Below are 23,952 nucleotides of genomic sequence, written 5' to 3'. Positions count from 1 at the left end.
AAGTTTCAGGAAAAAAAAGAAAAAATGCCTTTCTTGGGCTTTTCTTTCTTTCCCCCGGTATTGAATTTTGAGCGAACTGCATCAATGACGTTTCGCATATCATTGACGATTTTGTTTTTCTCCTTTGATCCGGTTTGATATTTTTTAACATACTCCAATACCTTTTCGATGTCATCCAATATCTTGATCAATGGCTGGACACCTAGAATCTCCCCGGTCCTTTTTAACACCTGGGAACAATATTCGGCAAATCCGGAAATTAAAAATTCTTTTTGATTTTCAATATGGTCCAAATTTTTCAAGGCCGCATTAATTGTCTGGAGGTTGGTATTTTTATGGACATCCGGGTGATAATCCTTAAACAGATCTCGGGTGTCCCCTATAAGCTTTGATTTGCTTTCCTCGAATAGGGAATAGCTTCTATCTCCTAATTCATCAACAATGTTTTTTTTAATGGATTGAAAAATATCATTAAAAACAGTGAGAATAGCCGAATACCCATTTGGTATTTCCTCGTCATCGAATTGAATTTCTTCCTCTTGCTCAATCAATCCAGATGAAACAACAGAATAAAAAATTTTATAAACAGCGAATTCATCATACCCGCTTTCCGTGATGATTTGTCTGACGGTCCTCGTCCCGTCAATCAGGGAAAGAATCCGCCATTCATTGGCATTGAGCTTGATTTCCTCGTTGCTTTGAACTTTGCCGGACATTTTAAACACCTGTCTGTCGCTGGGGATTGATTGTTTAAGGACAGAAAGTTCATCAATCCTTCTGGAAGCTTCGAGGATCAGCCTCATGGGGTTAAGCTGGGTGACAATCATCCCTTTTAAGTCCAGGCGGGTATCTTTATATTCAAATTTTCCTTTTTTCCAGAAAAGAAGATTGTATAAAATAGCCTCAACTTGTTTGGTATTATATTTTTTCAAGATATCCTGGGAAATATATCCTTTTTCCACCATAATTTTTCCCAGATGAACCCCTTCTTCCCTGGCCAGGGACAGGCAGCGTTCAAGCTGCTCTGCTGAGATAACCCCGTCATTGCGAATTAAAAAACCAAGCCTGGATTCCTTCAGGGAGGAAGATGCATAAATAATGGTCCCCTGTTCAAAGAAAACCCTGCTTTCTTCCTCACCACTGGTTACGGTCAGTACGCCGGTTTTTTGATCATTGCATAGAAGCTGAAGGATACTGGCAAGTGTTAATCCCTCAAAGTCACCCTGAAGATTCATAATATCCTTTTGTTTATTCTCATAGGTTTAAATTAAAAGAACCCTGGATTCTGCCAGCATTATATCACTCTAAACCGAGTATATAAATTTATGAAAATAAAATCAACCCTTGCCAGGGGGGAGACCTTCAACCAGCAATACAGTTGAAACAGCCCTGGGGAGGATATTTTTGGTTGAATTAAATGGCAAATAAATCTGTGCTGATATATCGCTCGCCCGTATCACAAACAATAAAGACAATGGTTTTCCCCGGGTTTTCTTCGCCCACTTGTTTGGCGGCGTGGAAGATTGCCCCCGATGAAATGCCGCAGAGGATTCCATGGTCCTTTGCCAATTGTTTAGCCCCTGCAAAGGCATCGGCTGATTCAACCTGGACAATCTGGTCAATGATCCGGGTATTTAGGTTGGCCGGTATGAATCCGGCACCAATTCCCTGGATCTTGTGGGGTCCGGGGGGACCACCGGAGAGGACCGGTGAATCTGCCGGTTCCACGGCAACGGACAAAAGAGCGGGGTTTTTTTGTTTCAGAAATTCAGAAACCCCGGTGATGGTACCCCCGGTGCCCACTCCCGCCACAAAAATATCAATTTTGCCCTGGGTGGCTTCCCATATTTCAGGACCTGTTGTCTGACGATGAATTTTTGGGTTTGCCGGGTTGGAAAACTGGTCCGGCATAAAGGCATCGACTGTGGTTTCCACAATGCTTTTTGCCGTTGCAATGGCCCCCTTCATTCCCTCTGTACCCGGTGTTAAGACAAGTTTTGCCCCTAGATGCCTGAGCAATTGCTGACGTTCCATGCTCATGGTTTCGGGCATGGTCAGGATCAGTTTCAGGTTGTACACCCTTGCCACAAAAGCCAGGGCAATGCCGGTATTCCCGGAAGTAGGTTCCACAATGGTGGTATTGCTGTTGATTTTCTTGGTTTTGATGCCATCTTCAATCATGGCAAGTCCGATGCGGTCCTTGACACTTCCCATGGGATTAAAAAATTCCAGCTTTCCATGGAGGTTTGCTCCGCATTCCCTGGAGGCTTTTTCAAGAAAAACCAGGGGGGTGTTGCCGCAGGTTTTTGTGATATCAGACAGGATTTTCATGGGAAATTTCCTTGTTTGTTTCCTGGTTTTTAAAAATCAAGTGGGGAGATTCCATAAATACTTTGGTATCGGCTGGCACCGAGTGGGTCAGCCATACATTTCCCCCCACAACAGACCGGGCACCGATGACGGTATCTCCCCCCAGGATGGTGGCACCCGAGTAAATGATGACATCATCTTCAATGGTGGGGTGGCGCTTAGCATCCCTGAGTTTTTCTCCTGCATTGGGAGGCAGGGACAGGGCGCCAATGGTTACATTCTGGTAGATCCGGACGTTGTTGCCAATCACCGAGGTTTCTCCCACCACAATACCCGTGCCGTGGTCAATGACAAAGCGATTGCCAATGGCAGCACCCGGGTGGATATCAATCCCCGTGAGGCTGTGGGCATGTTCGGACATGATCCGGGGCAATTGTGGAATCGCAAACTTGTGCAGGAGATTGGCAATCCGGTAAACGGTTATGGCATAGAGACCGGGGTAGGAAAAAATCACCTCGTCGTGGCTCTTTGCAGCGGGGTCACCGTCATAGGCACTCTTTACATCCAGGGCAAGCAACCGGCGCAGGTCAGGAATGGTCTGGATGACCTGAAGGGCCACATCATTGCCCCGGGGTTCGCATTCTGTGCATTGAAGTTCATACCGCCTGCAGTCATGGCGCAGCACATGGATGATCTGTTTTGATAGGATATCATGGAGCTGGGAGACTGCCTGGCCTGTACTATAAAGGAGATTGGCTGCATCCACTTTTTCCCTGGAAAAATAGCCCGGGAAAAGGATTTCCCTGAACTTGTCGATCATTTCCTTGACCGAGGTGGTAAAATGGATGGGTTCATCCCCAATGTGGGCAAAACAGGTATCATCGGCCATGGATGCCATGATCCTGTCGATCACCTTGGGCAGTTCCCGGCGGTGGTCAAAGATGGTTTCTCTCTCTGTTCGGCAAGAGGCAGTGTCAATTATAAATTCAGTCATTGGTGATGATCCCCCGTTCATTTTTAAAAAAATTTATAAACACATCGCATTTCCTGCATTCTGCCATTTTATCTTCCCAGGAATCATGGGCCTCACCACTGCACTTGGTTCCGTTGATAAACCAGCATAAATCACCTGCCTTAAATTCCCAGGCCGGGCATTTTGCCAATTTGTTTTTAGGGCAGCGCTGGATATCCCAGCATTTTTCATGGGGGGTGTCACCGTTGATAACCCGGGCAACAAGAAAAAGAAGCTGACGTTCAACGTGGTGGGGGATTTTGCGCCAGCCCTGTTCATAACTGTGGATTGCCTTTATGGAAATGCCGAGGAGCTGGGCCAGTTCTTTTTGGGTTTTGGTCAATCGGGATCTGGCCGCTTTGAAGTTGTCGCTGTCCATGGTTGCTCTTCTTAAATTTAGGCGTTAATTATAATAAGCTGATTAAATATATACCACAAAGTGGGGGGTGTCAATGCGCAAATCCTTTGGGTCCGTATCTGACAGCTATCTTTAAAGGCAGCAAATAAAGGTGGTAAAAATGTTTTGAAGAACCTTGACGTGGATAAGTTTATCATTACTTTATATATGAATTCATATTTAATAATACAAAATAAAGGATATGAGATGCAATTTGACAAGTTTACCATGAAATCCCAGGAATTGTTCCAACTAGCCCATGACCTGGCGAATCAAATGAACCACCCGGCCATTGATCCCCTCCATTTTTTAGATGCCATGCTGGAGGATGATCAGGGGGTTGTCCTGTCCATATTAAGGAAAATAGGAATTCAGCCCCTTGCCTTAAAACAGGCAGTGACCAAAAGCCTTGAGGGGCAAGCTCGGGTGACGGGAGATGCAGAGCGTCGTCTGTCCAGGGAAAGCCGGAAAATGCTGGACACGGCCTTTGTTGAGGCTGAAAAGATGAAGGATCAATATGTGAGCCTGGAACATATCCTTTTGGGAATGACCCAGATAAAGGATACTGCTGCCGACCTTTTGGCCACCCACGGGGTAACAAAGGCGTCTATCCTATCCGTTTTAAAGGATATCCGGGGAAACCAGCAGGTGACGGATCAGAACCCGGAAGAACGATACCAGGCCCTGGAAAAGTTTGGCCGAGACCTGACCCATCTGGCCCGGACTGGTAAGCTTGACCCTGTTATCGGCCGGGATGAAGAAATCCGGCGCATCATACAGATTTTGTCCAGACGGCGGAAAAACAACCCGGTCCTCATTGGGGAGCCGGGGGTGGGAAAAACAGCGATTGTTGAGGGGCTGGCCCAGAGAATTGTGGAGGGGGATGTACCCGATTCCCTTAAAAACAGGCGGGTTGTCGCCTTGGATATGGGGGCTCTTTTGGCCGGGGCCAAGTTTCGGGGGGAATTTGAGGAACGCCTCAAGGCCGTGTTAAAGGAAGTGGAGGCTGCCCAGGGCGAGGTGGTGCTGTTTATTGACGAATTGCACACGGTTGTGGGGGCAGGGGCGGCAGAAGGGTCTGTGGACGCCTCCAATATGCTCAAACCTGCCCTTGCCAGGGGAACCCTGCGGTGCGTGGGGGCCACCACCCTGAATGAATACCGCAAGTATATAGAAAAGGATGCAGCTCTTGAAAGACGGTTTCAGCAGGTTTTGGCCAAGGAACCCACCATTGAGGACACCATTTCGATCCTCAGGGGGCTCAAGGAAAAATATGAGGTCCACCACGGTGTCCGCATCAAGGATTCGGCCCTTGTGGCCGCCGCCACCTTGTCCAATCGGTATATAACCGACAGGTTTCTGCCGGACAAGGCCGTGGATCTTATGGATGAGTGTGCCTCCCGCCTGCGCATTGAAATTGATTCCATGCCCCGGGCCATTGACGAGGTACAGCGGAAGATCACGCAATCCCAGATAGAACGCCAGGCCCTGCTCAAGGAACGAGACCAGATATCCAGGGATCGTCTTGAAATTCTGGAAAAGAATATTGCGGTAATGGAAGAGGAGATTCGCCCCTTAAAACTTCACTGGGACACTGAAAAGAAGCTGATCCAAAAAATTTCCGGCATACGCGAAGAAATTGATCGCTGCCAGACAACAGCCCAGGTGGCGGAACGCAACGGAGACCTGGAAAAGGTGGCCCAGATCCGTTACGGCACCATTGCTCAGCTCACCTGCGACCTGGAAGAGGGGAAAAATAAACTCAACGAACTCCAGAAAACACGGAAAATGCTTAAAGAGGACGTGGATGAAGCAGATGTGGCAGAAGTGGTCTCTTCCTGGACCCATATCCCGGTATCCAAGATGCTCCAGGGCGAACAGGAAAAGTTGATCCACATGGAAGATCACATTAAAAAACGGGTGGTCGGCCAGTCAAAGGCCATTGATGCCGTGTCAAATGCGGTCCGCCGCGCAAGGGCTGGACTTGGGCCCGAGGATCGGCCTATCGGTACCTTTATCTTTATGGGACCCACTGGTGTGGGCAAGACTGAACTTGCCAAATCACTTGCCGCCTTTATGTTCGATTCCGTTGATGCCATGGTGCGGGTGGACATGTCCGAATATATGGAAAAACATTCTGTTGCAAGGCTGATCGGCGCCCCTCCCGGATATGTGGGCTATGATGAAGGCGGGCTTTTGACCGAGGCGGTTCGTCGGCGTCCTTATTGCGTAATCTTGTTTGATGAGATTGAAAAAGCCCATCCTGATGTTTTCAATGTCCTTCTCCAGGTATTGGATGACGGGCGGATGACTGACGGTCAGGGGCGGACGGTAAATTTTAAAAACACCATTATCATTATGACCTCCAATGTGGGATCCCGATTGCTTTTAGAGGCAGGATCTGCCGGTATCAACCAAGCGGATATTGACCAGGGCGTTGAACAGGCCCTTAAAGAGGCGTTCCGGCCGGAATTTTTAAACCGGATCGACGAGGTTATCACCTTCCACGCTCTGACCCGGGAAAATATAATGGCGATTGCGTCCCTCCAGATCGAAGCTCTGAACAAGCGTCTGGCAGCCAGGAACCTTTCCATCCAGGTGGACAATGATGCCATGGCCTATCTGGCCGAAAAAGGTTATGACCCGGGGTTTGGTGCCAGGCCCTTGAAACGGGTCATCCAGCGGGAAATAGAAAATCCCTTGTCCATGGCTGTTCTGAAAGGAGACTTTGAAAAAGGGTCCATGATTCGATTCAGCCGGGCTGGCAATGGACTTAAACTAAGCAGTTAGTAACTTGTGTTGCCGGTTGCCCCGAGGCCTGGGGCAACCGGCAGACAACTTCAGGCGGGTTAATCTGCCATTGCTGTTTTTAAATGATTCACCCAGATATCGATCATATTGTCATATTCAGCTGTTCCCTTCAGGACAAAGGTACACGTAAACCCTTGTCCTTGGAGAATGGATTTCCATGAATCTGCTTCATCCCCTGCCAGGTCATTCCTGGCATGATCTCCGGCAACCGACATAAACGGCGTCAGATAAATATTTTTAATATTTTTTTCCTTTAACATGGCGCTGATATCGTCTAAGGTGGGTGCCCCTTCAACCGTGCCCACAAAAATGAGAGGATCCTTTCGCTGGAGGCTAAACATCAAGGCCGCATAAAACGCATTGGAAGGATGGGGGGTGCCGTGGCCCATGAGAACAAATGCATCGGTTTTTTTTCTTTGGGCAGGTATGTTTTTAATAATGGCAGCGGTTACATCTTCCATGTCTTTTGGGCTGGAAAGAAGCGGGGCACCCATGCTTATTTTTTCAATGCCGCCAGGCATTCCTGCAAATGCATGGGCCGTATGGACAAGATCATCAAATTCTTCCCCTCTGATGGTGTGAAGGGACTGAACCGCCACATGGGTAAAGCCCTGGTCCATCATCTTGGAAAGGGCCATTGCAACAGAGTCCAGTTGTCTGCCCTGCTTTGCCAGCTTTTTTCGGATGATATGGGAGGTGAAGGCCCAGTGAACTGGGGTATTGGGGCATTCTTTTTTGACCCGGGCATCCATGTTGTCGAAGGATACCTGGGCCTGGGGAACACTGGACCCAAAGGCCACCAGCAGAATGCCTTGTTTCATTTCTCTGGGATGACCATGGCCTGCGGCCATGGCAATGACAGGAAACAGCAGAAAGATCAGAAATAAGCTTACCAGTTGTTTTTTCATGTTTGCTCCTTAAGAAATTAAAGACCTCGGTTTTTTTTAAAACCGGTCGGCATATGCTTTGATCGTTTCGTGCTGGGCTAAAAACCGGTAAAGGGTTGCCCGGCCCACTCCTAATACCCTGGCAGCTTTTGATTTGTTGCCCCCGGTTTTGGTCAGGGCGATTTTGATCGATTCAATGGTCAGCTTTCCCCGGGTCAGGGGCATTTCCATGGGGGATGGGTCTGAAAAAGAGATTGTGCTCAAAGGGCTTTGGGCCTCTCCGGCAATGTCCACGGGCAGGTCAGTGGGCAGAATTTTGTCTCCCCGGGACCGGACCACAGAAAATTGAATTGAATTTTTTAATTCCCTGACATTTCCCGGCCATCCATAATCCATAAGGGTATTAAGGGTTTCCGGAGCAAGCTCGGGAACCTTGTTCCCGCTTTCCTGTTCAGCCTCCGCAAGGAAATGGGTTGCCAGAAGGGGAATGTCGCTTCGGCGTTCCCGCAGGGGGGGCAGGTGAATGGGGATTACATTGAGCCTATAGTAAAGGTCTTCCCTGAAACGGCCCTGGGCCACCTCTTGTTTGAGATTTTTGTTGGTGGCAGAGATAATCCTCACATCCACGGATACTTTTTTTTCCCCTCCCACCTTTTCAAAGGAACCTTCCTGAAGAAACCTGAGAAGCTTGACCTGGGTTTTTAAGGGGAGTTCTGCCACCTCATCCAGAAAAAGGGTGCCCTTGTGGGCCAGTTCAAACCGACCCTTTCTTTCCTTTACGGCCCCGGAAAAGGCACCTTTAACATGCCCGAATAATTCGCTTTCCACTATCCCTTCGGGGATGGCTCCGCAGTTCACCGGCACAAAGGCGCCGGTACCATAGGCAGAAATATCATGGATGGCATAGGCTACCCGTTCTTTACCGGTTCCGGTATCTCCGGACACATGAACCGGATAGTTGTATAGGGCCACATCCCTGATCTGCCGAAAAATATCCTGCATACTCTTGGCCTTGCCGATGATACCGGCAAAATTGGTCATGTTTTCCGCCCGAAGGGAGAGGTTTATGGAATCGGTCAGATCCTTGAAAGAAGCAACCACTCCCTTAAAAACACCGGCATTATCAATGATGGCAGATACCGTCATATCCAGGTGCCGGGTTTCCCCGGTTTTGGTGATATTGGTAACAGGATATTGTTTGGTTTCCGATGTTAAATTTGGCGTTTCTTCACAAAAAGAGCATTTGGGTCCGCAAAAGGGGGCCTGGAAAGCAATATGACAGTCCTGTCCGATCACCTCTTCTTTTGAATAGCCGGTGATTCTTTCAGCTTCTTTATTAAATACGGTGATAATACGTTTTGGCGTGTGGGCGATGACGCCTAATTTCAGGTTATCCAGAACAAGATTGAGATTGTCCCGGTCAAGCAGGGAATGGGTAAAATTTTTCATTGCAAAAGATTCCAATATCAACAGTTAGGCATTGTTTCTGCCGACCTCTTTATTGACACATTTGTGTATCAGGTGCAATGTTTTTTTCTAAGAAATGATTTGAGGGAGATCATTCTTCCCAGGTAATACAATCCTTGGGACAGTTTTTTATGACTTCATGGATATCTTCGTCTGAATAATCATCCAGAGGCAATACTTCAAAAAAGCCTGCGTCGTTTACCTGGAACGCATGGGGTGCCAATTCGACGCAGAGTTCACAACGGAGGCACTCAGCCATATCAAGGACAGGTCTTTTCATGGGTGAACATTACCTTTTCTGGCATAACCACAAACCAAACAGACATAGGTCTTCATTAAATAATTTCCTTTTTAGTCTCATTGTCCCACCAGCCTTTTTGCATGTGTGCATGCTTTTCTTTTTGCGCCAGATCAAGAAGCCTGTATCCGGAATCCAGAAGGATACCGTAGAGCACCCCGCATCCGGAGTCTTCCTGTTGCTCGTACCCGGTTCGAGCAAGCGCAATCATTTGATTTGCCAACTCAATGGTCCGTGCAATATTTTTGTCACATTTTTTTTTAAGCATCATTGCTCTCTTTCATGATTCTCTTTCATAAATTGCAATACAAGGCCAAATTAATTTGTTGTTCACTACATGGTTTTTTTAATTCAACTAATGTGCCAGAGTTGATATGTTTATGGAATAATCGATTCCTTGGTTTGATTGTCACAGGCATGGGCAATATCAGAGATGGTAATTTTTATAAAATCCCAGCCGGTGAAAAGGTCAATTTGTTCAGTGTCGGTTAAAATGGTTTTGGGTATAATATTACACTTAAAACGGCCTGCATTGGCCAGGGCCCGGACGGCATACCCCCGTTTGATGGCGTCAACCGAGTGAAGGTGTGATAAAATGAACTCTTCCGTGGTCTTGTCTAAGTCCTGGGGGGCTGCCGTAAGATAGGTGCCAATTCCCCACAACACCCCCCTTTGAAGAATGTCGTGTTCTATAAAGTTTCCCCTGTTATCCAGATATGAAAACAAAATAGACTTAAACTCCATGGCAAGTTGTGGGCTTTTGTATAAAATTTGTCCCATGGCTTCCGGGGACCCCCAGCCAATGCCACCGGATTCATCATTGAGATTCCACATGATTCGTCGCATCAATATTCTTGCCGATTCCATTTTTTTTGCGGCAAGCCGCTGGCCAAGCTCCCCCATGGCTGTAATACTGCGAAATTTGATCCGCTCGTCATTTACATAAAAATGTGAGAAAAGATGCCCCACCAATTGTTCATCCGGTATCTGTCCAAGAAGGGTGAGTGCTTGAGTTTCAAGAGATCCCAACAGAATGCTCTTTACTCGTTTTTTGGTTTGTCGGCCGTATGGTTTTTTCATGGGATACCTGTGGCGTTATTGTTAGATAATTAAATAAAGAAAAAAACAGCATAAACCGTGCCAGTCCTCTATCGGCGAAACTCCCATCGCTTATCCTTACACAGGTCAAGGGATCAGGCAGATATCTGTCTCAACAAATGGAACACTTGTGTGTCTCAATACAAAAAAAGATGCATTGATTTTACCCCGTCCGTATGGGTATATAAAGTGTGTCTCATCTGCTAGGCAGATATAACAATGAACTATAATTTAACAGGAGTGGTATGGTAACTTCCATGGAATCGAATCTCTCGGCCACCTATTATATTGACAAGGACCATCCGGATATTACGTCTTTTGCAAGTCTTGCCTGCAAGGACCAGGCAAGTGATATTGACAAGGCCCTGGCCCTTTACTATGCCGTCCGGGATCAAATTCGCTACAACCCCTACAGCATTGATCCGGAAAAATCAGCCATGAAGGCCAGTCAGATATTAAAGAAAGGAGAGGGGTATTGTGTGGCCAAGGCGGTACTCCTCACCGCCTGTGTCAGGAGCCAGGGAATTCCTGCCCGACTTGGGTTTGCCGATGTGAAAAATCATCTGAATACAAAAAAACTTCGGGAAATGATGGGGACCGACATTTTTGTCTGGCATGGGTATTGTGAAATCTATCTTGGGGAACGCTGGGTGAAGGCCACCCCGGCCTTTAACCTGAGCCTGTGCAAAAATTTTAATGTGCGCCCCCTGGACTTTGATGGGATAAATGATTCCATTTTTCATCCCTTGGATACAAAGGGCAATCGACACATGGAATATGTGGCGGATCACGGCAGCTTTATTGATTTGCCCTGGGAGCGGATTATCGCGGCCAGTATTGAGGCATATCCCCGGTATTTTGAACGCCTTGACCGGAACCAGGACTTTTCAAAGGAAGCCCTGGCGGAAAACCCATAAACGAGTCCCTGTGACCTGATTCAGGGAATGGTCCAGGGACTTTCTTTATGGAATGTGCAAATTTATTTTGCCTGGATAGCAGCAGAGACGCGTTGGGTCAACTGCAATACCCGTTTGGCAGAGTCCAGATCCAGGGAGCCGGTGCCGCAACTGGGGGTAATAAAGGTCTGTTCGATAATGGTTTTCCTGTCAAACCCCAGGGTCGTTAACTGGGCCACCTGAGCCTCAAACTTTTCCACCAACCCTTTGGTTGTCTGCTGGGCAATCAATTGGGCATTGCCGGTGGGGACAATGCCGAAGGCCAGTATGCTGCCTCGGTTCAAATAGTGCTGTATCATTTCAGGATAGAGAATGAACTTGTCAAAATAGGAAAAGGCATCAAAACTGATGATGTCAAGGTTGGAACCCAGGAGCATATCCCATTCGGTATTGGCACAGACATGGACGCCTGCCAGGCCCTTTTGCCCATGGATTTCCAGGACAATTTCTTCAATGCAGGTGATGACATCTTCCTTGGAAATGGTGATATAAGCAGAGGTCCCAAATCCGGCCAGGGCCGGCTCGTCTATGAAAATTATGGGCACCGCCCCGCGTTTTGCCATGGCAGTTGCCTGCCACCTGGCATTGAGGGCCAGTTTTTTGACGGCTGCATCCCTTAACTGGTCATTGTAAAAAATAGCTCTGTCATCCTGGTCCTTGACCCCGGTGCCAAAGGTAATGGGGCCTGTGACCTGTCCCTTGAGGGCAATAAAAGGAGATTTGTTTTTATCCACCTGGTTTAAAAATTCAGAAAATCCTTTGCCGGTTTCCGATGAAAAGGCAAATCGGGAGCCTGAAAGATCCGATTCCGGTTGGGCCAGGGCAAGATAGTCTTCAAAAAAAGCCAGAAATTGTTCATCAAAGTCTGCTCGTTGGGTGTCTATAAAATGTTTGCCATCCTGGACGGTGACCCCGGGTAGGCCTGGAATAAACTGGTTGATCATTCCTTCTTCCAAAAACTGGGGGAGTTGAACCCATAACGGAATTTGCGGGGTATGGTCCATCACCAGCCGTGCTGCTGCCGGGTGATCATCCATGGGAAGACTGCCAACCAGGAGGGGGAGTCCGTTTGCTTTAAATGATGTCATGAAAGATGCCTTGTATCCTTAAAAATAGTATTCCAAAATTTATAAATAATTTTAAAGATATATCATTTTTAGTGCCGAAAGAGAATGGGTGCACTCGCTTTTTATGGGCCTACCCAATTTTTTAGGGTATCGGCAGTTTGCGAACCGCGAGAACCGGACAACCGGATCGGCCAATGACCCGGTCTGTGGTAGAACCCACTAAAAATTGTTCCAGGAGGCCGTGTCCGTGGATTCCCAGAACTATCATATCCACCTCCTTTATCTTTGCATAGTGGATTAACTCAGAATAGGCCTTGCCTTCCAGCAGGTTGATGATAGGTGTGCACCAATCCCGGCTTTCCTCGGGGACCATATGGGCGAGCTGGCGCTCTATGCGGCTCAACAGACGGCTTCGCCTTTCCCATTCGTCATCCGTGGCTTTTTGCTGCAGGGTTAAAAATTCAGATTGGGTCCACCCCAGGTAATCCCCTTCCTGGATTTTCATATAATCGGTGGTGGCCAGTTCAATATGTTTTTCCGGCTTGATCACATGGACCAGGTGCAGCTCAGCCTGGAATTCCTGTGCCAGGCTCAGCCCATATTCAAAGGCCAGATCCGATTCCGGTGAAAAATCGCATCCCACCAGGATTCGCTCCAGGGGAACCCTGAAAACATTTGGGAAGGCGGGGTGATCCTCCTTTGCATAGAGCACCAAAAGCGGGCAGGTAAGGGTTTTGACCAGGCGATCTGTGACAGAACCGATTAAAAACCGTTTGATCCCGGAACCACCGTGGGTGGCTGCAATGACAAGATCAATATCTTTCTCCTGGACGATTTGGGTAAGTTCATCGGCCGCATGGCCCTGGGACACGATGATTTGGGCCTCCATCCTTTGTTCTTTGACCAGGTTTTCAAGAAGGACCTTTGTATCGTCCAGCCGTTCCTGGGCAATCTTTTCCGATACAATATAGGCCTGGCCATGGCTGGACAGCATCACCATGTCATGCAGGACATGACATACATACAGCTTGGCGTGGAATTCTGCGGCCAGGGCCCTGCCGTAGGACAAAATAAGATGGGAAAAATCTGAAAAGTCAACAGCACACATAATTTTTTTGGGTTGGATTCTCATAATTCTTCTCCTTTAAAAAATGGTTTAAACGGCAACCTCATTTTTACAAACGAGAGCTATTCGAAAAAATGAATACCAGATTTCTGCATGGAGATGAAATCCTTAAGTGATTCTGGTTACCAGGACTACCAGAGGTGCTGAGAACAAAGATGAGACGTAAGGGATAATATGATCTCAACTCAACTTAAGTTAAATTTTAATCTTCTTTTCCAGGGTTCGTCAAGGAAAATTATCCCATGGAATAAAGATCAAGGAGTTCTATGCAATTGTTGGTAAATAGTTTTTGTCATTTATCGGCTCCTTTGTTTTTTCCTCGTATGGATCCGAGGGCAAGTTTAATTTCTTCCAGCACCGGACCTGTGTGGTTTTTTGCCAAGGATTCCAGCAAACTTTTTGTCTGGTTATCGCCGATTTTCCCCATGGCCCATGCCGTCATTCCCTTTACCCGGTCATCTTTGGATTCATTGAATGCCCGTTCAAGGTCCGGCAGATAGCGTTCATCCAGGCTGTTGCCCATCACCCTTGCCACATTCATTTTCCATTTCCAAATGGTATCACTGCCCATATAGAACATATGGGGCCAGATCCTGGATTCAAAATAGGCAATGTCCATGTGGAGCAAACGGCGCAGATCAAAATCAGCGGCCTTTTCCGCCACCCGTTCATTGGGCGGCAGCTGTTTGGCCAGCCAGGGCTGGTTCCGGGGGCAGACATTCTGGCAGCGGTCGCAGCCGTATACATACATGCCCATGGGTTCCCTGAGTTTTAAGGGGGTGATCTCGTTACCAAAATAGGTCAGATAGGAGATGCAGCGTTTGGGATCAATCCTGCTGTTGCCCTTAAGTGCCCCTGTGGGGCATGCGGCAATGCAGGCATTCTTGCACCAGGAAGGGCAGTCGGTTCGAATGGTGGGCCTACCCGGGGAAAATTTTTTATCAATGACCACGGCAATGGGAAGGGTCCAGGAACCGCCCCTTGCCACCTTGTTCGAATAAAAGAGACAATTTTTCCCAAAGGTTCCCAGGCCTGCCCGGGCTGCTGCCACCCGGTGGGGTAGATTAAAGGGGACCCGGGACTCGATCCCTGCATCCCTTAAAAACTGCCGGAAGGCTTTGATCCGTCGGGCAAGGCCGTCCTTGGTCACCCGGTCATCATCCAGATAACACCGGCCGAAATGGGCTTCCATTGTGGGGGGGTATGAGCGGTTAAAATAGGGTTCAATAAGAACAATGATGGTTTTGGCACCGGGTAAAATGGAACCCGGGTCCACCCCGTTTTTCAGGTCAAGCCCCACCCCATCGGCCCAGTCATACTCCCGGGTCATTTTGTCCAGTAGCTTTTTATGATCGTCAAAGGGGGCGGCAGAGGTAAACCCCACATCTTCAAATCCCAATCTGTGTCCCTGGTCAATAATTTGTGCCTGTGTAATCATTGCCTTCCATCCTTTGGATAATGATTTGTGCGGGTGCGTTATCCGTTTATCTTTTTGATAAAAAATATATACAATTTGAATCCCGGGATGAAAAGTGGCATAAAGGACATTATTCATAGGTGATCGGGCAACAAAGGGGGAGATATGAAAAAAATATCGATTTTGATTCTGGAACAGTCGCTGCCATCGGGCATTGTATCGGTTTTAGATGTGTTTAAAATGGCCGGTGCCGTTTGGGATAAAACCAGGGGGTTTGCCGTGAATCCGTTGTTTGATATTCAAATTGTGTCCATTGACGGCAAGCCGGTTCGATATTCTCGGTCCCTTGAAATTAAACCGGACAAATCAATCTTTGACGTAAAAACCACCGATTTAATCATGGTGCCTTCAAGCGGGTATGATATCAACACCCTGGGGCCCTATCCCGGTGAGATGACCGATTGGCTTGTTCATCACCATGTTCGAGGGACAAGGATCGCAGCCGGGTGTACCGGGGTATTTCTCCTGGCAGAAGCAGGGATTCTTGACGGGCGGCTGGCCACTACCCATTGGGGATATGTGGATCTGTTCAGGCAAAGATATCCCCATGTTCTGATGAATCCAGATCAGATGATCACCGAAGACAGCAACCTCTTTTGCGCCGGCGGGGGGAGTGCCGGGATTGATTTGTGTCTGTATCTGATTGAACGCTGCTGTGATAGGAAAATTGCCAACCGGTGTGCAAAGATTTTGCTTCTGGAACGGGGTCGCGACGTCCAGCCATCCTTTGCCGGCTTTTATCCCCCCATGCATCATCAGGACCCCCAGATTATCAAGGCCCAGAACTGGATAGAAACCCATTCCTCACACACCTTTTGCCTTGATGACCTGGCCTCCCTTGTGGGCATGGGCCTGAGAAATTTTAAACGCAGATTCAAAAATGCCACAGGGGATTCCCCCCTGGTCTATGTGCAAAAATTTCGGGTGGAATCGGCAAAAACCATGCTTGAAAAAAAATCAACCGGAATTGAAGACATTGCCCGCCAGGTGGGATATGATGACATTGGTTTTTTCAGGAAAGTGTTTGCCCGGTATGTCGGCATAAGCCCGAGTTTATATCGGCAAAAATTTAATCGTCATTGTATCTGATTTGGGTATATGATAGGCCTTGGCCAGGTTTCTTAATAGGCATAGTCCTGGCAAACCATAATTTTTATACCCATTGATATAAACCATACAAGGGAGGCCGTTCTATCGTTCGGGAGTCATGAAAACCCTAACCCTTATTTTACCTATTTTTATCATCATTGCCGCCGGCTGGCTGGCCAGGAAGCGTCATTTTATCCCGGACGCATTTATCGGACCTGCCAACCAGATAGTGTATTATTTTGCCATCCCTGCCATGATTTTCAGGGCGATTTCCAAGGCCTCCTTCCACGACGAGTTCAGCAGCCGGGTGTTGATGATTAGCCTGGTGTGCATCCTTGCCATGTTCGTGATCGCCTGGGCAATTACTCTGGCCGGAAAAATGCCCAAAACCCTCAGGGGAACCTTTATCCAGAGTTCATTCCATGGAAACCTTGGATACATAGGCCTTGCGGTTGTGTTTTACAGCCTGGGGGATGCAGGACTTGCAAGCGGCGCCATTTTTGCTGGATTTATCATGATTGTTCAGAATATCCTTGCCGTGGCAGTTCTCCAGATTCATTCTAAAAATGGGGAGGGGGCCTTTCTTGATCTTGGGGCCAATCTTAAGCGAATTCTGGGGCATCCGGTTATCTTGTCTGCCTGCACCGGCATTGGGTTCTCCCTTCTGGAAATTCCCTTGCCAATTATTGCCGAGCGGAGTCTGGGCATTTTGAGCGGGATGGCGCTTCCCCTGGCATTGCTGCTCATCGGGGCGAGCCTGTCCTTTGATCTCATGCGATTACGATTTTTGCCCATGCTGGCAGCAAGCGCCATCAAGCTGTTGGTCCTGCCAGGGCTGGGGCTGGTTATTTTTAGCGCATTTTCCATACCCGTCCCGGAATTTTTGCCGGCTTTTATCCTGCTTGCTTCCCCCACGGCAACTTTGACCTTTGTCATGGCAAAGGAGATGAACGGAGACCCTGATTTTGCCGTGGCAGTCATTTCCGGGTGCACCCTTTTGTCGGGTATCACCTTTTCCCTTTGGCTTCATTTTCTGCTGTGAAATCGGTAATTTAATTTTGTGTCTATTGACAAAAAGCGTTTTCCCGTCCTATGGTCAAGTGGTAATTTATTCAATCGGAGACAACTTTTTTAAACATTGAGGAGGAAAAAATGATGATGCGTTTCAGGCAAGTCACGTTTATGGTTGCGGCACTGGCATTTTTGTTTGGTATGGTTTCCACCACCACGGTTCAGGCAGGAGACGATCGCAGTTATCTGATGGCCACCGCTTCCACCGGCGGTACCTATTATCCGGTGGGCGTTGCCCTCTCCACCCTGGTCAAGGTGAAACTCCAACCCAAACAAAAAATTGGTCTGTCAGCCATCAGCTCGGCGGGTTCAGGGGAAAATGTGAAATTGCTGAGGGAAAATGAAGTTCAGTTTGCTATTCTCCAGGGGCTTTACGGGGCCTATGCCTGGAAGGGTACCGGTCCCATAAAAAATGAAGGTCCCCAGAAAAATCTACGGTCGGTGACCATGCTCTGGCAGAATGTGGAGCACTTTACCGTGAATAAAAAATTTGCCAAAACCGGTACGGCTTCCGATCTGTTGGGGATGAAAGGGGAAGCCCTGTGTCTTGGGAAGAAGAATTCCGGGACCCTTGGTTCCAATACGGTATTGCTGACAAATCTGGGTGCTGATGTAGAAAAGGACTATAATCTGATCTATGTGGGCTATGGCCCCTCGGCGGATGCCATGCAGAACGGCCAGGCAGCCGGCATGAGCACCCCGGCAGGATCCCCTGTTTCTGCTGTCACCAAGGCCATGGCAAACATGGGCGGTGATATCATTGTACTGGACTTCACCGACGCCCAGATGAAACAGGCCGATGGCGGAATGGAATTGTGGACCCGTTTTGTGATTCCGGCCGGCACTTACCCCAGCCAGGAAAAGGATATCAACACCATTGCCCAGCCGAACTTTTTGGCCGTGCGTGCCGATGTGGATGAGGATGCGGTCTATCAGATTACCAAAACCACCTATGAGAATCTGCCCTTTCTCAATGCCATCCATGCTGCCACCAAGGCCATGGCAATCGAAAAGGCAATTTCCGGACTGCCCCTGCCCCTGCATCCCGGTGCTGCCAGGTATTATAAAGAGGTGGGCATCAAGATACCCGCCCGTCTGATTGTACAATAACCGATCGATCCCCTCGGCCGCCCCTTTCGGGGGCGGCTGCTAAACCGCGTTATAATGGAGTCCGTTGAAATGCCGACAACTGAAACCGAAACTCAATTGCCCCCCTCAAGACTGCTGCTCCTTTTGGGTGTAGCGGTCTCTTTGATGCATCTGTGGTTCAATGTGGGCATTGTATTGTCATCCCTTTGGCAAAATTCCCTCCATTTTGCGGGTTTTGCCCTGATGGCCTCCCTGGTTTATCCCCTGCGCAAGAACCCTACCCTGGTCTGGAAGGGACTGGATATTTTGCTGGGGCTTCTGGCCGCAGGATCTGCCATCTATCTCATTGCCAGTGAAGACGCCATCTATGCCCGGGGGGTGCGGATGGTCCCTGCCGAGTGGATCGCAGGCATCATATTGATCCTGTGTGCCCTTGAATTTACCCGGCGGGTGGCCGGCTGGTTTATTCCAGTGCTCATCCTTGTTGCCTTAAGTTACGTTGGCTGGTGGGGGGGAGAAATTTCCGGGGTGTTTAGATTTGCCGGCTTGAGACCGGAAACAATTTTGTTTCGCAGTATCTACGGAGATGATGCCCTGTTTGGAACCATTGCCGGCATCTCGTCGAGCTATGTGTTTATGTTTATTTTGTTCGGTGCTTTTTTGCTGCGGTCCGGGGCCGGTGAGTTTGTGATTGATCTGGCCCGTGCCGTTGCCGGAAAAATGGTGGGTGGCCCCGGCCTGGTGGCGGTAATGGCTTCCGGGTTAATGGGGACCATTTCGGGATCGGCCGTTGCCAACACCGCCTCCACCGGCGTTGTCACCATTCCCTTGATGAAACGGGCTGGTTTCCCGGCTAAGTTTGCCGCCGGAGTGGAAGCCGCTTCTTCCACGGGCGGTCAGCTCATGCCGCCGATCATGGGGGCAGGGGCCTTTGTCATGGCCACCTACACCCAGATTTCCTACAACACCATTGTGGTGGTCAGCATTTTGCCGGCTATTCTTTACTTTGCCACCGTGGGGTTCTTTGTTAGAATCGAGGCCAAACGCAGTTATGTCAATGCCCTGGACAACGAGGATGTTTCGGCATTGGAAGTGTTCAAGAAAGGGGGGATCGTCTTTTTGCTGCCCATTGCCGTGCTCATCGGCCTGTTGATCTATGGGTATACCCCCACCTATGCAGCTGGTATCTCCATTGTGGCCGTTGTGGTGGCCTCCTGGTTTTCTCCCAATCGAATGGGGCCAAAAGCTGTCATAGAAGCCCTGGCCATGGGGGCCCAGAACATGGTGATGACCGCTATTTTGCTCTGTGCTGTGGGTCTGGTTGTCAATGTCATTGCCACGGCCGGCATCGGCAATACCTTTTCCTTGATGATCAACGAGTGGGCCGGGCACAGCCTGGTCATTGCCATTGGGTTGATTGCCCTGGCTTCCCTGGTGCTGGGCATGGGATTGCCCGTGACCGCTGCCTATATCGTCCTGGGGACCCTTTCGGCTCCGGCCCTCCACGCCCTTATTTCCGATGGACTGCTGGTGGATGCCCTGGTCAACGGACAAATCCCCGAGGCAGCCAAGGCCATCTTCATGCTGGCCTCCCCGGAGCATCTGGCCCAGATTGGAAATCCCATGACCGCCCCTGTTGCCCGGTCAATCGTTGATGCAATTCCCGTGGACATGGCCGGCATGGTGAGAGAAGCGGTTTTAACCCCCCACGCCCTGACCTATGCCCTGTTGTCGGCACATTTGATCGTTTTCTGGCTGAGCCAGGATTCCAATGTCACCCCGCCGGTGGCCCTGGCAGCATTTACCGCCGCTGCCATCTCCGGCACCAAGCCCATGGCCACGGGGTTCCAGTCCTGGAAGCTGGCCAAGGGGCTGTATATTGTCCCCCTGCTGTTTGCCTACACCCCTTTTATCGGAGGGTCCTGGGCCGATGATTTTACAATTTTCTTTTTTGCCCTGTTCGGTCTTTACGCCTTTGCCGCAGCATTGGAGGGATTCATGGAAATGCGGATCGGTTTTTGGGTCCGGTTGCTGACCTTTGGCTGTGCAGGAGCCCTGCTCTGGCCGGCCCCCTGGTGGGTGCACCTGGCAGGACTTGCAGCGCTTGCGGGTCTCTTTGTTTCCAATTGGCGGGAATCCCGCAGGGCCCCGACGGGGCCCCCGGCAATGTCGGTCTGATTGACGCGGTCCCTAGGAGACGGTTATTCGGGATAGGAATTTTCGATGAGTTCTTTAACAGATTCAATATCAGTCAGGGCCTTCTCCTGGGAAACATCCTGCCAGCCGTCCTGTTTGATCCGGGTCAGTTCCTTTAAAAATTTACCAAGGGTCTGGGTATAGCGTGCTGCACTGCCAAGGCCTGTGGTTGATGGCCCTTTGATCTCACCGCTTTCACGGCGCGCCTCCTGGACTTCCTGAAACGCCTTGTTAATGGACTTTTCCCCGGAACTGATACTTTCCCGGATATCTTCATTCCCGTGTTCCATGACTTTGCGGGCCTTGTCCACCTTGTTGGGGCTGATACCCAATTCCTTTGCCCGGATTTCGTTGGTCTCTTTCCGGTTCTGCTTTGATCCGTCCTTGCTGCCCTCTTTAGTTGAGCCGTGTATGGTGTCGAGCAGGGCCAGGCAGTTGAGGATATCCTCGTCGGATATGTTCCTGCGGTTGCGTTGGACATGAAAACTGTAAAGAACCGCATCGTCTTCATTCTCAAATGCCTTAAACAATACCGGCACCGCTTCAAGGCCCACAGCTTTTGCTGCAGCAAACCGGGTATGGCCGTCCACCACAATGTTTTTCCCTTCCCAGGCAATGATGGGAAAGATTTCATCAAACCCATTGGTCTCCATGTCCTGGGCGATGGATTCAAGGGTCTCGTTTCCAATGGGAAAAATGGAGGAAAAAGGATCCTGGACGCTTAGTTCAGAAATATTTATCAAATCGGTTTTCATTCTTATCACCCTGTGTTGGTTTTATGTTTGTGTGTTGGATTGGCAAGGCAAGGTTTATAACCCATTGCAGCCCCAAAGTGCAATCCTTAATTTTAAAGTGCTGCTTGTCAGGGTATTGGGTGTCGCGGGATGGAGGGCAGAGCCAGGAAAAGAAGAGGGTTCGGCTCTGCCCGTTATAGTGTGGGAGATTGGCTTATTTGATTTTTAGGTGGATGTTGTGGGCTTTTATGGTGGTCTCCACGGCCTCACTCAATTCATTGAGGCTGACATTGGAGGTGAATTTATCTCCATTGGTTGTTATTTCGATGCCCTTTACATTTTTTTTGGTCAGCTTTAATAAAACCCCCAATCCAAATGTTTTTTTTATTTCAAATTTTTTATTATCGGTTTTCATCTGGCCTCGCTTATAGATGTTATTCTTATTCCATATCCATAAGTATCGGTATCTAAACAGGAAATGTCAAATTTTACCGTGTATAAATATTTTTTTTAATGGCGGTCTACAAGTGATTTTTGGTCCAGGATGTACTGTTAGCGCTTCATTGCCCGGTAGAGAATTTTTTGGAAAAATTAAAACAGCATTAGCACAATGTCAAATTCACTTGAGGGTGTATGTCCCGCCGAGCCGAACCAGTTCTTCCAGGGTTTTTTCGATAAGTTCATCCACCTTTGCCGCAATTTCCGGGGTGAGTTCCTCACTAAGGGAGTTCAGGTCCCTGGGTTCAATTCCGATAATGGTGGTCTGGGGAACATGGTCCAGGGCATGGCAAAGGGTGAGGGCTTCGATGAGATCCACCTGGTGGAGGGAATTCTTGGCAAGAACACGATTGGGGATTTGATCATGGGTAAGACGGTGGATATCGCCTGGTTGACCGTGGTTCAACACCGTATCCACCACAATCATCTGGCCGGCATTGGAAATGATTCCCAAAAGGTTGATGCCCAGGACTCCGCCATCCACCACCAATACATTGTCTGGAAAATCATATTCCTTTTCCAGTCGTTCAACCACCCGGATACCGACTCCGTCATCGCTGTAAATGGTATTTCCAACACCTAAAATTGTAATATTATTCTTCATGGGTTTCCTGAAAAAAAAGGTTCCGGCAATGATATACCGGAACCCTGATTAAAATAAATATTTTAAATAACCCTGACCTTATAGGTTTCATTGGTGTGCGGATCAATCACATGGATGGCACAGGCAATACAGGGGTCATAGGAATGGACAGTTCTTAAAATCTCAAGGGGCTGTTTGGGGTTGGCAATGGGGGTACCGATCAAGGAATTTTCCACCGGCCCTTTTTGATTTTTATCATCGCTGGGTCCAAAATTCCAGGTGGAGGGGACCACATATTGGTAGTTTTCGATCTTGCCCCCTTTAATATTAATCCAATGCCCCAACGCTCCCCTTGGAACATCGTTGAGCCCGTAACCCCTTGCCTGATCCGGCATTGTCCAGGGCTGGTAGGTCTTTTTATCGCCAGCAACAATATTGGCTTTAAGGGTATCGATCCAGCCACCCATGGCATTGCCCACCACAACGGTTTCAATTCCCCGGGCAGCAGTTCTGCCCAGGGTGGAGAACAAGGCGTCTACTCCCACGTCCAGGGTTTTTAAGACATGGTCCACCAGTTTCTTTATCTCTTTGTGGCCGCTGGTATAGGCCACCAGGTTTCTGGCAAGGGGGCCTACTTCGGCGGATTCGCCAGCGTATCTCGGGGCTTTAATCCAGGAGTACTTATCCTCTGTGTTATAGGTGACTTCCCCCTTTATGGGTTTTGTTTCTCCTTCATAGGGGTGTTTGGCCTCCCCTGGTTCATACCATGCCCGGGTGACATCTTCTGTGATCCGATTGGTGTCAAATGGAATGGGGTTTAAATCTCCCCTGAGAACACCACCGGGTAGCAGCAGATCTTCATTGATCCCCTGCTGGGGGAAATCCCCATAGGCAAGATAGGTCTTATTATTGCCGCCGATGCTGGCCCAGTCTTTATTAAAAGAGGCCACCGCCAGAATATCCGGAATATAAACCTCATCCACAAAGGCCTTGGTTTCCTTCCAGATACCGGTAAATTCATCAATCCTATCCGGGGTCAGATCCCCCACACAGGTGACCCCACCCACAACCAGGGATTGGGGATGGGGATTTTTCCCACCGAAAATGGCATGCATCCTCGCCGCTTTTGCCTGGAGCTTGAGGGCTTCCAGATAATGGGAGGAGGCCATGAGGTTGGCTTCCGGCGAAAGCTTATAGGCAGGATGGCCCCAATAGGCATTGTTAAAGGGTCCCAATTGGCCGCTGTTGACAAAGGTTTTCAGTTTGGCCTGGACTTCTCGGAAATAATCTGATGACTGGGGTCTGCCGCTGACATTTTCAGACAATTTGGCTGTTTTGACCGGGTCCGCCGTAAGACCATTGACAATATCCACCCAATCCAGGGCATGGAGATGATAAAAATGGACAATGTGATCATGCTGGTATTGGGCGCCGTGGAGCAAATTTCTGATAATCCGTGCATTTTCAGGGATTTCAATCTTGCAGGCATCTTCAACCGCTCTCACCGAAGACAGGGCATGGATATAGGTGCAGACCCCGCAGGATCGCTGGACAAATTGATGGGCATCCTGGGGATCCCTTCCCTTGAGCATCATTTCAATGCCGCGAAACATCGTGCCCGAGGTCCAGGCATCTTTCACTCGTCCGTTTTCAATCTCAACTTCTATTCTTAAATGGCCTTCGATCCGTGTAATGGGATCGATAATTATTCTTTTCCCCATAATAATTTCCTTTTAACGATAGGTTTTTATGATTACAAAATGTTCAATTGTTAATGATGGGATTG

22 protein-coding genes are annotated in these 23,952 nt (G+C 48.8%); 6 read left to right on the top strand and 16 right to left on the bottom strand.

What is annotated here, in order from left to right; genetic code table 11:
* Positions 1 to 5 precede the first annotated feature (5 nt).
* The 4 genes from ACZ45G_RS24640 to ACZ45G_RS24625 form a co-directional block, all read right to left on the bottom strand.
* The gene (locus tag ACZ45G_RS24640; RefSeq protein ID WP_464173192.1) at positions 6 to 1,235 is read right to left on the bottom strand and encodes a DUF4388 domain-containing protein; all 1,230 of its coding nucleotides are present in this window, start codon (positions 1,233 to 1,235) and stop codon (positions 6 to 8) included.
* A 178-nt stretch (positions 1,236 to 1,413) separates the two neighbouring features.
* On the bottom strand, positions 1,414 to 2,331 hold the full coding sequence (gene cysK / locus ACZ45G_RS24635) for a cysteine synthase A (protein ID WP_464173191.1): 918 nt from the start codon (positions 2,329 to 2,331) through the stop codon (positions 1,414 to 1,416).
* A complete protein-coding gene (locus ACZ45G_RS24630) occupies positions 2,315 to 3,304 on the bottom strand; it encodes a serine O-acetyltransferase (RefSeq protein WP_464173189.1) in 990 nt (329 codons plus the stop codon). The genes cysK and ACZ45G_RS24630 overlap by 17 nt, the downstream gene beginning before the upstream one ends.
* Positions 3,297 to 3,701, bottom strand: a complete 405-nt coding sequence (locus tag ACZ45G_RS24625; protein ID WP_464173188.1) for a helix-turn-helix domain-containing protein — start codon at positions 3,699 to 3,701, stop codon at positions 3,297 to 3,299. Before ACZ45G_RS24625 ends, ACZ45G_RS24630 begins: the two co-directional genes overlap by 8 nt.
* A gap of 225 nt (positions 3,702 to 3,926) precedes the next feature.
* Here ACZ45G_RS24625 and clpB point away from each other — a divergent pair, with 225 nt between their 5' ends.
* Entirely contained in the window at positions 3,927 to 6,509 is a 2,583-nt protein-coding gene (gene clpB, locus ACZ45G_RS24620) for an ATP-dependent chaperone ClpB (RefSeq protein ID WP_464173187.1), read from the top strand.
* Between the two features lie 59 nt (positions 6,510 to 6,568).
* Here clpB and ACZ45G_RS24615 read toward each other — a convergent pair whose 3' ends face one another.
* The 5 genes from ACZ45G_RS24615 to ACZ45G_RS24595 all read right to left on the bottom strand — a co-directional run bounded on the left by ACZ45G_RS24615 (position 6,569) and on the right by ACZ45G_RS24595 (position 10,262).
* Positions 6,569 to 7,438: a sirohydrochlorin cobaltochelatase gene (locus ACZ45G_RS24615; RefSeq protein WP_464173186.1), complete on the bottom strand. Its 870-nt coding sequence runs from the start codon at positions 7,436 to 7,438 to the stop codon at positions 6,569 to 6,571.
* A gap of 36 nt (positions 7,439 to 7,474) precedes the next feature.
* Entirely contained in the window at positions 7,475 to 8,866 is a 1,392-nt protein-coding gene (locus ACZ45G_RS24610; RefSeq protein WP_464173185.1) for a sigma-54 interaction domain-containing protein, read from the bottom strand.
* A gap of 109 nt (positions 8,867 to 8,975) precedes the next feature.
* Complete coding sequence (locus ACZ45G_RS24605) at positions 8,976 to 9,164, bottom strand: ferredoxin (protein ID WP_464173184.1); 189 nt, start codon at positions 9,162 to 9,164, stop codon at positions 8,976 to 8,978.
* Between the two features lie 55 nt (positions 9,165 to 9,219).
* A complete protein-coding gene (locus ACZ45G_RS24600) occupies positions 9,220 to 9,453 on the bottom strand; it encodes a hypothetical protein (RefSeq protein WP_464173183.1) in 234 nt (77 codons plus the stop codon).
* A gap of 107 nt (positions 9,454 to 9,560) precedes the next feature.
* On the bottom strand, positions 9,561 to 10,262 hold the full coding sequence (locus ACZ45G_RS24595; RefSeq protein WP_464173182.1) for a DVU0298 family protein: 702 nt from the start codon (positions 10,260 to 10,262) through the stop codon (positions 9,561 to 9,563).
* A 263-nt stretch (positions 10,263 to 10,525) separates the two neighbouring features.
* Here ACZ45G_RS24595 and ACZ45G_RS24590 point away from each other — a divergent pair, with 263 nt between their 5' ends.
* The gene (locus ACZ45G_RS24590) at positions 10,526 to 11,197 is read left to right on the top strand and encodes a transglutaminase-like domain-containing protein (RefSeq protein WP_464173181.1); all 672 of its coding nucleotides are present in this window, start codon (positions 10,526 to 10,528) and stop codon (positions 11,195 to 11,197) included.
* A gap of 62 nt (positions 11,198 to 11,259) precedes the next feature.
* Here the strand turns inward: ACZ45G_RS24590 and ACZ45G_RS24585 are convergent, their stop codons facing one another.
* The 3 genes from ACZ45G_RS24585 to ACZ45G_RS24575 all read right to left on the bottom strand — a co-directional run bounded on the left by ACZ45G_RS24585 (position 11,260) and on the right by ACZ45G_RS24575 (position 14,867).
* Positions 11,260 to 12,324: a uroporphyrinogen decarboxylase/cobalamine-independent methonine synthase family protein gene (locus tag ACZ45G_RS24585; RefSeq protein WP_464173180.1), complete on the bottom strand. Its 1,065-nt coding sequence runs from the start codon at positions 12,322 to 12,324 to the stop codon at positions 11,260 to 11,262.
* 121 nt (positions 12,325 to 12,445) lie between these two features.
* Entirely contained in the window at positions 12,446 to 13,435 is a 990-nt protein-coding gene (locus tag ACZ45G_RS24580; protein WP_464173179.1) for a universal stress protein, read from the bottom strand.
* Between the two features lie 286 nt (positions 13,436 to 13,721).
* On the bottom strand, positions 13,722 to 14,867 hold the full coding sequence (locus ACZ45G_RS24575) for an epoxyqueuosine reductase (protein ID WP_464173177.1): 1,146 nt from the start codon (positions 14,865 to 14,867) through the stop codon (positions 13,722 to 13,724).
* Positions 14,868 to 15,011: 144 nt separating this feature from the next.
* Here ACZ45G_RS24575 and ACZ45G_RS24570 point away from each other — a divergent pair, with 144 nt between their 5' ends.
* The 4 genes from ACZ45G_RS24570 (at position 15,012) to ACZ45G_RS24555 (ending at position 20,333) form a co-directional block, all read left to right on the top strand.
* Positions 15,012 to 15,995 carry a GlxA family transcriptional regulator gene (locus ACZ45G_RS24570; RefSeq protein ID WP_464173176.1) on the top strand — a complete coding sequence of 328 codons (984 nt, stop codon included), beginning with the start codon at positions 15,012 to 15,014 and terminating at the stop codon, positions 15,993 to 15,995.
* Between the two features lie 118 nt (positions 15,996 to 16,113).
* Positions 16,114 to 17,037 (top strand): AEC family transporter, encoded by a 924-nt coding sequence (locus tag ACZ45G_RS24565; protein WP_464173175.1) that lies wholly within the window; start codon positions 16,114 to 16,116, stop codon positions 17,035 to 17,037.
* A 110-nt stretch (positions 17,038 to 17,147) separates the two neighbouring features.
* Positions 17,148 to 18,176 carry a TAXI family TRAP transporter solute-binding subunit gene (locus tag ACZ45G_RS24560; protein WP_464173173.1) on the top strand — a complete coding sequence of 343 codons (1,029 nt, stop codon included), beginning with the start codon at positions 17,148 to 17,150 and terminating at the stop codon, positions 18,174 to 18,176.
* 69 nt (positions 18,177 to 18,245) lie between these two features.
* The gene (locus tag ACZ45G_RS24555) at positions 18,246 to 20,333 is read left to right on the top strand and encodes a TRAP transporter permease (RefSeq protein ID WP_464173172.1); all 2,088 of its coding nucleotides are present in this window, start codon (positions 18,246 to 18,248) and stop codon (positions 20,331 to 20,333) included.
* 23 nt (positions 20,334 to 20,356) lie between these two features.
* On the opposite strand, the gene ACZ45G_RS24550 is transcribed toward ACZ45G_RS24555, so the two are convergent.
* The 4 genes from ACZ45G_RS24550 to ACZ45G_RS24535 form a co-directional block, all read right to left on the bottom strand.
* Positions 20,357 to 21,106 (bottom strand): chromosome partitioning protein ParB, encoded by a 750-nt coding sequence (locus ACZ45G_RS24550; protein WP_464173171.1) that lies wholly within the window; start codon positions 21,104 to 21,106, stop codon positions 20,357 to 20,359.
* A 193-nt stretch (positions 21,107 to 21,299) separates the two neighbouring features.
* Positions 21,300 to 21,500 (bottom strand): hypothetical protein, encoded by a 201-nt coding sequence (locus ACZ45G_RS24545; RefSeq protein WP_464173170.1) that lies wholly within the window; start codon positions 21,498 to 21,500, stop codon positions 21,300 to 21,302.
* Positions 21,501 to 21,704: 204 nt separating this feature from the next.
* Positions 21,705 to 22,187: a HyaD/HybD family hydrogenase maturation endopeptidase gene (locus tag ACZ45G_RS24540; RefSeq protein ID WP_464173169.1), complete on the bottom strand. Its 483-nt coding sequence runs from the start codon at positions 22,185 to 22,187 to the stop codon at positions 21,705 to 21,707.
* A gap of 62 nt (positions 22,188 to 22,249) precedes the next feature.
* On the bottom strand, positions 22,250 to 23,887 hold the full coding sequence (locus tag ACZ45G_RS24535; RefSeq protein WP_464173167.1) for a nickel-dependent hydrogenase large subunit: 1,638 nt from the start codon (positions 23,885 to 23,887) through the stop codon (positions 22,250 to 22,252).
* Positions 23,888 to 23,952: the final 65 nt, after the last annotated feature.

Source organism: Desulfoconvexum algidum (assembly GCF_055382125.1).
Note: the sequence above shows the minus strand (reverse complement) of the source record. Positions and strands in the feature narration are given on the sequence as shown.